The sequence below is a fragment of the Pseudomonas fluorescens genome (assembly GCF_001307275.1).
Taxonomy (GTDB): domain Bacteria; phylum Pseudomonadota; class Gammaproteobacteria; order Pseudomonadales; family Pseudomonadaceae; genus Aquipseudomonas; species Aquipseudomonas fluorescens_AA.
In genome coordinates, this window is sequence record NZ_CP012831.1 from 5,231,417 (window position 1) to 5,243,119 (window position 11,703).

General features: G+C 61.3%; 10 protein-coding genes and 1 pseudogene. 3 read left to right on the forward strand and 8 right to left on the reverse strand.

All coding sequences use genetic code 11. The features are described 5' to 3' along the window. Positions 1 to 12: 12 nt before the first annotated feature. A complete protein-coding gene (locus tag AO356_RS23355; RefSeq protein WP_060741759.1) occupies positions 13 to 1,080 on the reverse strand; it encodes a phosphotransferase family protein in 1,068 nt (355 codons plus the stop codon). A 195-nt stretch (positions 1,081 to 1,275) separates the two neighbouring features. Here AO356_RS23355 and AO356_RS23360 point away from each other — a divergent pair, with 195 nt between their 5' ends. Continuing rightward, on the forward strand, positions 1,276 to 1,671 hold the full coding sequence (locus AO356_RS23360) for a DUF4280 domain-containing protein (protein WP_060741760.1): 396 nt from the start codon (positions 1,276 to 1,278) through the stop codon (positions 1,669 to 1,671). A 172-nt stretch (positions 1,672 to 1,843) separates the two neighbouring features. On the opposite strand, the gene AO356_RS33455 is transcribed toward AO356_RS23360, so the two are convergent. Beyond that, on the reverse strand, positions 1,844 to 2,761 hold the full coding sequence (locus AO356_RS33455) for a methyl-accepting chemotaxis protein (protein WP_420480622.1): 918 nt from the start codon (positions 2,759 to 2,761) through the stop codon (positions 1,844 to 1,846). A gap of 3 nt (positions 2,762 to 2,764) precedes the next feature. Continuing rightward, positions 2,765 to 3,871, reverse strand: a pseudogene (locus tag AO356_RS33460) (FIST signal transduction protein); the annotation flags it as partial. Between the two features lie 342 nt (positions 3,872 to 4,213). On the opposite strand from AO356_RS33460, the gene AO356_RS23370 reads away from it, so the two are divergent. Beyond that, positions 4,214 to 5,320, forward strand: a complete 1,107-nt coding sequence (locus tag AO356_RS23370; protein WP_060741762.1) for a hypothetical protein — start codon at positions 4,214 to 4,216, stop codon at positions 5,318 to 5,320. A gap of 435 nt (positions 5,321 to 5,755) precedes the next feature. Here the strand turns inward: AO356_RS23370 and yghU are convergent, their stop codons facing one another. From yghU to AO356_RS23395, 5 genes are all read right to left on the reverse strand, one after another. After that, complete coding sequence (yghU, locus tag AO356_RS23375; RefSeq protein ID WP_060741763.1) at positions 5,756 to 6,595, reverse strand: glutathione-dependent disulfide-bond oxidoreductase; 840 nt, start codon at positions 6,593 to 6,595, stop codon at positions 5,756 to 5,758. 43 nt (positions 6,596 to 6,638) lie between these two features. After that, the gene (locus tag AO356_RS23380) at positions 6,639 to 7,373 is read right to left on the reverse strand and encodes a substrate-binding periplasmic protein (RefSeq protein WP_060741764.1); all 735 of its coding nucleotides are present in this window, start codon (positions 7,371 to 7,373) and stop codon (positions 6,639 to 6,641) included. A 28-nt stretch (positions 7,374 to 7,401) separates the two neighbouring features. Next, positions 7,402 to 8,745 carry a GGDEF domain-containing protein gene (locus AO356_RS23385; protein ID WP_060741765.1) on the reverse strand — a complete coding sequence of 448 codons (1,344 nt, stop codon included), beginning with the start codon at positions 8,743 to 8,745 and terminating at the stop codon, positions 7,402 to 7,404. Position 8,746: 1 nt separating this feature from the next. Beyond that, positions 8,747 to 9,505 carry a substrate-binding periplasmic protein gene (locus tag AO356_RS23390; protein WP_060741766.1) on the reverse strand — a complete coding sequence of 253 codons (759 nt, stop codon included), beginning with the start codon at positions 9,503 to 9,505 and terminating at the stop codon, positions 8,747 to 8,749. A gap of 123 nt (positions 9,506 to 9,628) precedes the next feature. Further along, complete coding sequence (locus AO356_RS23395; RefSeq protein WP_060741767.1) at positions 9,629 to 10,624, reverse strand: aldo/keto reductase; 996 nt, start codon at positions 10,622 to 10,624, stop codon at positions 9,629 to 9,631. A gap of 113 nt (positions 10,625 to 10,737) precedes the next feature. On the opposite strand from AO356_RS23395, the gene AO356_RS23400 reads away from it, so the two are divergent. Beyond that, complete coding sequence (locus tag AO356_RS23400; RefSeq protein WP_060741768.1) at positions 10,738 to 11,661, forward strand: LysR family transcriptional regulator; 924 nt, start codon at positions 10,738 to 10,740, stop codon at positions 11,659 to 11,661. The last annotated feature ends 42 nt before the right edge of the window (positions 11,662 to 11,703 follow it).

The following is an 11,703-nucleotide window of genomic DNA, read 5'->3' on the forward strand; positions in this document are numbered from 1 at the left end:
GTGATGGGGCGCTCAGAGCGTGGATTTACCGATGACCTGCAGGCTCATCTGCTCCAGCAGTTTGTTCATCTGAACGAACTGCGCGAAGCGTTTGTCCTGGGTCTGGCCGTGGAAGAAGCGGTAGTAGATCTGCTGGACGATCCCGGCCAGGCGGAACAGGCCGTAGGTGTAGTAGAAGTCGAAGTTGTCGATGCGGATCCCGGCGCGCTCGGCGTAGTAATCGACGAATTCGCGGCGGGTGAGCATGCCGGGGGCGTGGCTCGGCTGGCGGCGCATCAGTTGCACCGGCGCCGGGTCGTCCGCCTCGATCCAGTAGGCGAGGCTGTTGCCCAGGTCCATCAACGGGTCGCCCAGGGTGGTCAGTTCCCAGTCCAGCACGCCGATGATCTGCATCGGGTTCTCGGGGTCGAGGATCACGTTGTCGAAGCGGTAGTCGTTGTGGACGATGCTCGACGTCGGGTGGTCGGCGGGCATCTTGTCATTGAGCCAGGCCTTGACCGCCGCCCATTTCGGCGCATCGGGGGTCAGGGCTTTTTCGTAGCGGTCGCTCCAGCCACGGATCTGCCGGGCCACGTAGCCTTCGGGCTTGCCCAGGTCGGCCAGGCCGCAAGCGTTGTAGTCGACGCGGTGCAGTTCGACGAGCCGGTCGATGAAGCTCTTGCATAGCGCTTCGGTGCGGGCGGCGTCGAAACCCAGCTCCGGCGGCAGGTCGGAGCGCAGGATGATGCCCTTGACCCGTTCCATCACATAGAACTCGGCGCCCATCACCGATTCGTCAGTGCAATGCACATAGGCTTTGGGGCAGTACGGGAACGCTTCGCGCAATTGGTTGAGGATGCGGAACTCACGGCCCATGTCGTGGGCGGACTTGGCCTTGTGGCCGAACGGCGGCCGACGCAGGACGAATTCCTGTTCGGGGTATTCCAGCAGGTAGGTCAGGTTCGACGCGCCACCGGGAAACTGGCTGATCCGTGGCAGGCCGGTCAGGCCTGGAATGTGGGCCTTGAGGTACGGGTCGATCAGGTTGGCATCGAGTTCTTCACCGTCGCGCACGCGGGTGGACTGATCAGTAAACGCCATGCTTATCCCTTCTGCTTATTTTGGAGGCCATCGATCATTGGCTAATCTAATGGCGCGTGGGAGGCGTCACAAGCACGCCAGGGTCTTATAGGTTAGCGTGTTGCCGGATAATCAGCGGGCTTGATGCATGGCGGCGTGCGCGTCGGATGCGGGCGAGCTATGGTTCGGGGAGTCGCTGTCAAAGGAGCCACCGCGATGGGATGCCCGCAAGTCTGTAGCACCGCGACCCTGCAATGCAGCTTCGGCGCAGCCCCGGCGGTGCTCAATGTGCTGCCGGTCAATCGCCTGCTGACCGGCGGGATGCCGGCGGCGAACATCATGGATCACATCCCGCTGGTGAACGTCACCACCTTCGGCATGTGCATGAGCCTGGCGAACCCCACCGTGGCCGCCGCCACGGCGGCGGCCCTGGGCGTGCTGACCCCCATGCCCTGCATCCCGGCCACTGCGGCCCCGTGGATCCCCGGCGGCGCACCGACCCTGTTGCTGGGCAACATGCCGGCCATCGACGCCAACAGCACCTTGATGTGTTCCTGGGCCGGGGTGATCAAGATCGTCGTGCCGGGGCAGGTGCAGATGTTGATTCCCTGACGGTGACGCCTGTGAACAACCACAAACTCCCTGTGGGAGCGAGCTTGCTCGCGATAGCGGTAGATCAGTTTGCGGTGATTGACTGTGCCGACGTCATCGCGAGCAAGCTCGCTCCCACAAGGGGACGTGTGCTGATCGCTCAATCTTGATCCATCGCCGGGGCGACTTGGCCTCACGCATTGGCGTGGGTCAGCCCGGTCAAGGTGTCGGCGATGGCCTTCGTGCGTTGTGCCGTGCCTTCGGTGGTACGGCTGGAGTCTTCCAGGGCATCGAGCATCTCCCGCAGGGCGCTCACGGCGACGGACTGGTCTTCGATCTGTTGGGCGACGCCTTGGATCTCCGTCGAGAGCAGGTCGATGTCCACGCCGATTTCCGCGGCATTCTTGCGGGTGATTTCCGCAAGCTTGCGGACCTCATCGGCCACCACCGCAAAGCCTCTGCCCATCTCACCGGCCCGCGCTGCTTCGATGGCGGCGTTGAGGGCCAACAGGTTGGTCTGTCCCGCGATTTGCTGGATGACCTGTACGATCGACTGGATACGCAAGCTCGAACTGGCGAGCGCACGGGCACCGACCACCGCTTCACCCGCTTGCGTGGCAAGCTGCTCGACGGTGGTGCCGGCCTGCTCGGCCACGCTGTTTTGCCGGTCGATGGTGCCCGTCAGGTCATCCATCGACAGGTGCAGTTCGCCGGAGTAATGCTTGATTTGCGTCGCCATCGACGCTTGGTGCTGGCTGGCCTGCGCCAATACCTGGCCCAGGTCCGTCAGGCCGTCGAACACCGGCAGGATCGTCTGGTCCAGGCCGCGAGTGTCCAAGGCGCTGCTGAAGTCATTCATCTTGAACGCCATGATCTGCTTGACCACGACATGGTTCAGGCCCGCCAGCTTCTTGATCTGGCGGCGCAGGAAAAAGGCTTTGAACTCGCCATAGTGAGTGATGAAGTGATCGACGTACTCGTCGACAAACCCGGCGCCCTTGGTGACCCTGAAGAAGAAAATCGCCGTGAGTGTCTGGTTAAGGTTCAAACCGAGGATTTCACCAAACGTCGAGAAGCCGGCCAGAGGCACATCCCCGAAAATACCGGCCATGCTGCCCAGGTCGCTGCTGTTGTTGAGCCGGCGCAGGATGCAATCGTTGAGAATGGCGGCCACCGGCCGGCCACCTTTGCCTTTGAGAAATTTCTCGTAGTCGAGCCGGGTCGCCTCGCGCAGGGGCGTGCGCTTGACCATCACCAGCTCTTCGCCGGGCGCCACGTCGCAGAACAACTGGATGATCTGCTGCTGATGGTCGATGCGGGCAATGGAACGGACGAACAGCTCATCACCCACGCGGATGGCGAATGAATAATCGGCCAGCTTCTTTTCCAGCGCCTGGGCACTGCACTCGAAGGCCTCGCACAGCGCCTGGACCATGCTCTTGATGTTTCCACGGCTGTCGATGACCTGATCGATGGTGCGGTCTTCGACCGACGCGGTCAGCACGCTGAACGTCAGCCCGGCAGGTTGGAAGTTCTGGCTCTTGAACACTCCGAAGCGCACATCCGCCGCGGTTTTCAGAAAGACAATCTGCGCATGGTTCTGGTAACTGCGCTGCCCATCACTGATCAGGGTCTTCTTGAAATCCGCCTTGCCACCGGCTGAACCGCCGACGAACAGGCAGGGGAAGCGTCCAGACTCATAAAGCGCCTCCATAAAGAACGACTCGGAAGCCGAAAGACCATCGAACACCACGTAGGCCAAGGTATCGCGATGGTCAATGGGCGTGCTCACCTGCGCCTGCTTGATGTTACTCACCAACCGAGCGATTCGCTCACGCATGGCCAGGCGCTTGCCGCCACCGCGAATGTCCTCGCACTCCAGCGGTACCATCACCACCTCGGCTGACGCAATCACACTGGCGTCGAACAGCTGCAACACCACCCGGTCCCAGGTCTCTCCAGTCTGGCAATACAGCGCGTTCGCACCGTTGCACAGCTCACCCGACGTCGTGCACAGGCTGATGGCGCTTTGGGGAAAACGCTGTTTGACCTTGGCGGCGACCCGGTCGATGTCCAGGTGAGGGGAGACAAACCCGGCGATCAATACCGGTGTGATGCGTACGCTGGCCAGTGCCTGGTCCAGTTCGCTCAACGTGCAGGCCACGCTGACCGCCCCCTGTGTGCGGGCTCGGGCTTTGTTGAAGAGATTCGATAGGTTCATGGCAGGACTCGGTTGAGCGCGACGTGACGCGTACGAGGTATGCGTGCGGAGTCCTTTCTCTGTAGCGATCACGGCAGGGGACTTGTATGGGCGTGAGCTTGTGCTATTTGCGGGGGCGGTCCATAGGGGCTTTTGGTTGGGATTTACTCCGTCTGTTGGATAGCGACTTTCGTATTGGTCCCAGGAAACCTACTGGAAAAAATCAGCATTTGCGCGCTGGACGACAAAGCCCCACCCGCTATGCTATCGACGATGGCCTCTTGCCATTTGCCATGCCCACCACAACCCATCCCCGGCGCGAGACGAGAACCTGCTCGTCACCGCCCTTTGCAGAGACGATTCATGAACAAACACAAAGCCGTGTCAGGAGTTGCCTGGGGTGTTCTGTTGGGTTGCATCGGACACGCCAACGCTTTTCAACTCTCGCCGGATGGCACGTTGGCTGAACGGGAGATGGCCAAGAAATACGGGGTTTCCTATAAGGCGACGGTGCCTTTCGCCAGTTTCGCGCTGCATAACTTTTCCGATCCTGCCCACGAGGCGCTGACGCAGAAGATCTATGGGTGTGACGGGGATTGGCAGGATTGCAGCAACCCCAACCTGGAGAACGCCGGCGCTTATGTCATTGCCGGGGTTCGCTGGAACGATGATCCGGTGTTCATGCCGGGCGCGGACGATGCCAAGACCAAGGGCTGCGATGGACGTTACTCGGTTGGTTTCATCTCGCAGACGCGGTGCTGGGTCAATCTCTTCGAGAAAGCCGAGGACATAAGCGCTTCTGATCCGATGGCGTTCATGGGAGCGGGGAACTACATCTCCCGTTCGCATTTTGGCGACCTGCAATTCTTGCATGCAATGGCGTCCCAAGAGGGCGACGCGCCAGAGAAGACCAAGCGCGAAATCATGATGTGGGCCGAGTTCGCCTGGGGGGTTGCCGATGGTACCTACCCCCTCAATACCTATTTGAAAGACATCCAGATCGAAGGCTGGGAACAGCATTTCAATAACGGACAAACCGTGCAGGATCTTTTTGCGGTGGGGCGTCCATGGTTGCGGGCGAATGTGAATCAGGTGGCGTTTGGCAGTTTGCTTCATCTTGTCCAGGACAGCTTTGCCGGTGGACATGCGCAGCGGCGCGAAGAGGTCCTGGGTGACAAGTGCATGGGCGGTGCCGAGGCTGTGTTGGGGCGGATCGAGGAGTTTCATTCCTACGCTCGGCAGGATCATGCCAAGCACAAGGACGATGACGCCAGCTCAGTCGCCAGGCTCATGTTGATGGCCCATGAGCCGGATGTTGTGGATGCCGGTAAGAAGCTGCGAGGGTTTATCGCCGATCGCAAGAAATGGGCGGATGTCAGGCCTTATCTGGATGAGTGTGTTTTTGCCCTGGCCAATGAGACGACTCCGGCGTCGGCGGGTGATAGGTACAAGCTGGAAGCCAGCCGCTGAACATTTGACAAAAAACTGTGGGAGCGAGCTTGCTCGCGAAGACGTCGGCATATTCAGCATCGAGGCCAACTGATCCACCGCTATCGCGAGCAAGCTCGCTCCCACAGGGGGGCTGTGCCAGTCGAGAAAGCGAGGTTCACCACCGATCCAATGTGGGAGCGAGCTTGCTCGCGATGACGTCGGCATATTCAGCATCGAGGCCAGCTGATCCACCGCTATCGCGAGCAAGCTCGCTCCCACAGGGGGGCGGTGCCAGTCGATAAACTGAGGTTCACCCCCGATCCAATGTGGGAGCGAGCTCGCTCGCGAAGACGTCGGCACATCCAGCATCGAGGCCAGCTGATCCACCGCCATCGCGAGCAAGCTCGCTCCCACAAGGGGGCTGTGTCAGTTGAGGAATCCAGGTTCATCACCGAGCCGGCGTGCGACCTGGCCTCAGCCCAAATCCCCAGCCCCATGCCGCTCCGGCACCTGGCTCGCCTCATCCCCCCACGTGCGGTTGACCCGCTGTCCGCGCAGGACGGCGGGGCGCTTGGCAATGTCTTCTGCCCAGCGCTGCACATGGGTGTATTCGTGGGCACTGAGGAATTCGGCGGCGCCGTATACGTTGTTGCGCACCAGTTGGCCATACCAGGGCCAGACCGCGATGTCGGCGATGGTGTAGTCGTTGCCTGCCAGGTATTGGCTTTCGCCGAGGCGGCGGTCCAGGACGTCGAGTTGACGCTTGGCTTCCATAGTGAAGCGATTGATCGGGTATTCGAGTTTCTCCGGCGCATACGCGTAGAAATGCCCGAAGCCACCGCCCAGGTACGGGGCAGAGCCCATCTGCCAGAACAGCCAGTTCAGTGTTTCGGTGCGGCCCGCCGGATCGGTGGGCAGGAAGGCGCCGAATTTTTCCGCCAGGTAAAGCAGGATCGAGCCGGATTCGAAGACCCGAATGGCGGGCTCCACGCTGCGGTCCAGCAGGGCCGGGATCTTGGAGTTGGGGTTGATCTCGACGAAGCCGCTGGAGAACTGGTCGCCCTCGTTGATGCGGATCAGCCAGGCATCGTATTCCGCGCCCGTATGACCCAGCGCCAGCAGTTCCTCCAGCAGGATGGTCACCTTCACGCCGTTGGGCGTGGCCAGGGAATAGAGCTGCAGCGGGTGCTTGCCAACCGGCAAGGTTTTGTCATGGGTCGGCCCGGCGATGGGGCGGTTGATGCTGGCGAACTGGCCGCCAGACGGGGCGTCGTTTTTCCAGACCTTGGGCGGAACGTAGGACGCTTTACTCATCGGGACATACCTCATCGTTGCTTGCGGTGTGATCCCCCAGAGTCTACCGCTGTTCGTTCATGATGCGTGCGACTTCACCGGAAGCCTTGAGTTGTTCGAAGGCGCGTTGGGCCTTGGCGACGACTTCATCCGGTGTGCTCAGGCTGAAGGCCAGGTGGACCCTGTGGGGTTGTTCGTCGAGGGTATAGACCTCTTCCAGCGAAGCGAAATCCAGTTGTGCATCCTGGCTCATCAGGCGCGCGGTGTTCTCCGGCATTGGCAGCAATTGGATCTGGCGATTGAGCAGTTTCTGAAAGTTGTCGTGGTTGTTGGCCGAGATGACCAGCCGGGTGAACCCACGCTGCTGCAGGTAAATCTGCTTGGCGTCGTTTCGCACCACGCCGATGCTGTACTGCTTGGCCTCCTCGAGGCTGCTGACGGTGATGTCGCGGTTATCGCGCAGTTTATAGAGCCGGCTCGCCACCCGATGTATTTCACCCACCCATTTGAACAATGTCTCGCGGGCCGGGGTGCGGTCCAGCGGGAAGATCAGCACGTTGGGTTCGTGCAGCGCTTTTTCGTAGGCCCGGGCCCACGGGTACAGCGACAGGCTGTAGTCGGTGAGCTGCGCGTTTCTCAGTGTTTCCTCGGCAATGCGAATGCCCGGCCCGACGACCTTGTCGTCACGCTGATAGGCGTACAGCGAGTCTTCGGTAACGACTTCGATTGTGTCGGCGTGGCTTGCCAGGCTGATCGAGGCGAGTAGCAGGCATGAGCAGAGTGTCAGGCGAATGTGCATATGCAGACCTCATGGCGCGCGGTGGTCGTTACAGGGCAACGCGGTCGCGTCCCTGGTGTTTGGCCCGATATAGCGCCTGGTCGGCGCGTTGCAGCACTTGATCGAAATGGTCCATGGTCTCCGGGTCCAGCTCGGCAACGCCGATGCTCACGGTGACGAAAGGCGAGACCTTGGAACCGCTGTGGGGCAGCTCGCGTTCCGCCAGGCTGGTGCGAAAGCGTTGAGCCGCTTGGCAGGCCTGTGCGGCGTCGATATTGGGCAGGACCACGACGAACTCTTCGCCGCCTACGCGGGCGGTCAGTTCGCCGGAGCGGCCGAACACGCTGCGCAGGGTCTCTGCGATCTCTTTCAGGCACAGGTCGCCCTGCATGTGGCCGTAGGTGTCGTTGTAGATCTTGAAGAAATCGACATCGCACATGAGCACGGCCAGCGGGGTGTTGTGGCGGATTGCCCGGCGAAACTCGATTTCCTTCAATTCGTCGAAGTAGCGACGATTGGCCAGGCCCGTCAAGGCATCGTGACGGGACAGCGCTTCGAGCGATTGGTTGGCCGCTTTCAGTTCCGCAGTGCGTGCCTCCACCAGTTCGGCCATTTGATCGCGGCTGGCGGCCAGGGCCAGTTCGTCCGAATGCTGGCGTTCGAGGTGGGCGTACAGATTGTCCTGGAGTTCGTTGACCTGGAATTCCAGCAGGCCCAGTTCGTCCTGGCGATTCACCGCCCGTTGCAGCTTGAGGTGATGCTTGAGGGTATGCGGCGCGAGTCCGCCCAGGTGACGGGCGATATGCACCACATGCACGGTCACCAGGCGATTGAACATGGTCATGACCAACCCGGCCAGCAGCAGGGACTGGATGAGCTGGGTGATGACGATGCTGCGTGCTTCGCTCCAGAGACGCTCCCACAGCAGGTTATTATCGCCTTCGATGGTCAGCTCACCGACTTTCTCATGGGCCCCGGCGTAGGGCTCGGCGATAAGCTGGCGATGCAGCACCGGCACCACACCCGATTGATCGACGGCGTATCGATTGAGTTCGATGACTTCCGGCGCTTGCCCGGGGCGCAGGATGTTCAGCACCACGCGGCCCACGGGGGCTGCCGCGGCAACGCTGGTGATTTGCTGGTCCAGGGATTCACGGTCCAGTTCCCAAATGGCGTAGGCCAAGGTGTTCTGGAACACCTGATCGATCAGGGCCAGCTCCGAATTCATTTCCGCCAGGTTGTTTTCCCAGGCCAGCCAGGTGCGCCAGGTGACCATCGCCAGGGTAAAGAACAGGCAGAACAACAGCGTTGCCAGTACCAGGCGCCGTCCCAGGGAGCTGAACGCCTTGGTCGGTGGTGGCTGGGACGATGCCGTGCGGAAAGGGGCCCCCATGTCATAACCATTTGCGCAGGATGGCGTCGTAGACCCCATTGCGACGGATGGTCTCAAGGCCGGCGCGGAACTTTTCCACCGTTTCGGCCGGCGTCTTGCGGCTGAACGCCATGCTCAGGCCGTCCGGGCTGCTCAGTTCGGGAAGCGCCAGCGAGCGGATCAGCACCTTGTTCGGGTCTTCGCCATTCTGGCGAGTCAGGTACAGCGCGTTGAGCTCGTTGGAAATCCACAGTTCCACGTGATCGACCTTGAGCTTGCGGTAGTTGTGTTCGTACTTGGTGCTCGACTGCAATTCCTCGCCGATGCGGAAACCCTTCGAGACCAGGTATTGCTCGCCCACGTCCTGATTGACCGTGGCGATCTGGTGACCATGGGCGTCGGCCAGCGAGTCGAGTTTTACCGGCCGGTCCGCCAGTGAGTAGATGTACCACTGTGTCGGGCCAATGGTGCCCACCCACTGGAAAAGCGATTCGCGTGCAGGCGTACGGACGATCGAATAGATCAACACATTGCTTTCGTTGAGCGCCAGTTCGTAGGCCCGGGCCCAGGGCATGGGCTGGATAGGCGCGTCCATGCCGACTTCCTTGAGCACGGCCTGGACCACTTCGGTGCTCATGCCGGTCACGCGTCCGTTCTGCGTCATGTTGTAGGGCGGCAGCTCCTCCGTCACGATGCGCAGGGGTGTCTCTGCCGCGCAAGCGCTTGCAGCGAGGAACATCAGGACGCCCCACATCAGCAGGCGATTCAGCGGCAAACTCATTGATCGTTACCCTATGCAACTGGCAGAGCCCGGCGAAGCCTGGGGCTATTATTGATAGGGTTATCGGCTGGGCTGGCGCCTGCTTGAATCCGGCCTGTCGAAACCGACAGCCCAGCCGACGGATCAACCGTTCAACAACGTCATCGTCTGCGCCTGGTATCGGTCGCCCGCCACCACACCTTCGCCTGCGAAAATCCCATCCAGATGGGCCAGTTCATCAGCGCCCAACACCACTGAAGCCGCCGCCACATTGCTCTCCAGGTACTTGCGCTGCTTGGTGCCCGGGATCGGAATGACGTGGTCACCCTGGGCCAATACCCAACCCAGGGCCAGTTGCGAGGCGCTGATGCCCTTGTCCGCGGCCAAGGCCTTGACCCGTTCGACCAGCGCCAGGTTGCGCTTGAAGTTGTCGGCCTGGAAGCGTGGGTTGAAGCGGCGATAGTCATCGGCGGCAAAATCCTCCGGTGATTTCAGCTCGCCGGTCAGAAAGCCCCGGCCCAAGGGACTGTAGGCGACGAACGCAATGCCCAGGCGCTTGCAGGTATCGAGCACGCCATTGTGTTCAGGCTCGCGGGACCACAACGAGTATTCGCTTTGCACCGCCGCCAGTGGATGCACGGCGTGGGCCCGTTGGATGGTCTCGGCGCTGGCCTCCGAGATTCCGATGTGGCGGACCTTGCCGGCCTGGACCAGCTCGGCCATGGCGCCGATGGTTTCCTCGACGGGCACTTCAGGGTCGATGCGATGCTGGTAGTAAAGGTCGAGGTAGTCGGTGGCGAGGCGCTTGAGGCTGCCTTCGACCGATTGCCGGACGTATTCGGGGCGGCCGTTGACGCCGCGGGCATGGGGATCGCTGCTGCGTACCAGGCCGAACTTGCTCGCCAGGTACAGGCGTTCACGCTTGCCTCGCAAGGCGCGTCCGAGCAGCTCTTCATTGGTATGCGGCCCGTACATGTCGGCGGTGTCGAACAGTGTCACGCCCAATTCCAGGGCGCGGTGGAGCGTGGCAATCGCTTCTCCCTCGTCCACGCCCGTGGTGTAGAAGTCCGACATGCCCATGCAGCCCAGGCCGATGGAGGAAACGTAAGGGCCGCGATGGCCGAGTTGGCGGGTCTTCATGCTGATAGCTCCTGGAAATGAACGACCTGTGCAGTCTCCAGCAAGGGCTTTCCTGGATAAATCCACGATTATTGGTTTAACTATTCGGGATATCTAAATAATGAGGCGCGACAGTGGACCGATTACAGGCCATGCAAGTGTTCCGGCGTATCGTCGAGCTGGGTGGTTTTGGCAAGGCGGCCGATGACCTTGGCTTGCCCCGGGCCACGGTCAGCCTGTTGATCCAGCAGTTGGAAGCCCATCTGGGCGTGCAACTGTTGCAGCGCACCACCCGGCAGGTGCGCGCAACGCTCGATGGCCAAGCGTATTACCAACGCAGCGGCCAGTTGCTGGACGACCTCGATGACCTGGAAAGTTCGCTGTCGGTGCAACGGAGCCAGCCGCGCGGCACCTTGAAGGTGGACATGCCCATTGCCTTTGGTTGCACCTGGATCCTGCCGCGCCTGCCGGATTTCTACCGGCGCTACCCGGCGTTGCAACTGGACATGGGTTTTCATGACCACCAGGTCCATCTGCAGCGCGAGGGTGTGGATTGTGCGATCCGCGCCGGCACTATCCTTGATCAAGGGTTGGTCGCGCGCCCCATCGTGCGGCTGCATCAGCTGACCTGCGCCAGCCCCGACTACCTCGCTCGCGCCGGCACGCCTCGCCGGTTGGAGGATTTGCCGGCGCACCAGGCCATCGGCTTTGCCTCTGGCAATGGACGGTTCTTCCCGTTCGAATTCGAAGTGGCGGGGCGGGGGCGCGAAATGCAATTGCCGAGTGAGTTGACCGTCAATAACGCCGACGCTTATGTAACGGCCTGTGAAGCGGGATTCGGCTTGATCCAGGTGCCGCGTTACCACGTGCAACGGCAGTTGGCCGAGGGCGGCCTGGTCGAAGTATTGAGCGAGTACGGCGTGCCGACGTGGCCGATCTCAGCGGTGTACCCGCCGCACCGACAGCTGTCACCCAGGGTTCGGGTGTTTATCGATTGGGTGGTTGAGTTGTTGCAGGGGGAGGTGGATGCGCAGGGCGAGTTGATGATGAGGGCTTAAAACCGCTCGTCAGTGCTGTCAACTCTGACAGTAGTGACTCGA

Coding starts and splice junctions, on each gene's coding strand:
- AO356_RS23355 (WP_060741759.1), bottom strand. CDS start 1,080: ATGGCGTTTACTGATCAGTCCACCCGCGTGCGCGACGGTGAAGAACTC.
- AO356_RS23360 (WP_060741760.1), top strand. CDS start 1,276: ATGGGATGCCCGCAAGTCTGTAGCACCGCGACCCTGCAATGCAGCTTC.
- AO356_RS33455 (WP_420480622.1), bottom strand. CDS start 2,761: ATGGCCGGTATTTTCGGGGATGTGCCTCTGGCCGGCTTCTCGACGTTT.
- AO356_RS23370 (WP_060741762.1), top strand. CDS start 4,214: ATGAACAAACACAAAGCCGTGTCAGGAGTTGCCTGGGGTGTTCTGTTG.
- yghU (WP_060741763.1), bottom strand. CDS start 6,595: ATGAGTAAAGCGTCCTACGTTCCGCCCAAGGTCTGGAAAAACGACGCC.
- AO356_RS23380 (WP_060741764.1), bottom strand. CDS start 7,373: ATGCACATTCGCCTGACACTCTGCTCATGCCTGCTACTCGCCTCGATC.
- AO356_RS23385 (WP_060741765.1), bottom strand. CDS start 8,745: ATGGGGGCCCCTTTCCGCACGGCATCGTCCCAGCCACCACCGACCAAG.
- AO356_RS23390 (WP_060741766.1), bottom strand. CDS start 9,505: ATGAGTTTGCCGCTGAATCGCCTGCTGATGTGGGGCGTCCTGATGTTC.
- AO356_RS23395 (WP_060741767.1), bottom strand. CDS start 10,624: ATGAAGACCCGCCAACTCGGCCATCGCGGCCCTTACGTTTCCTCCATC.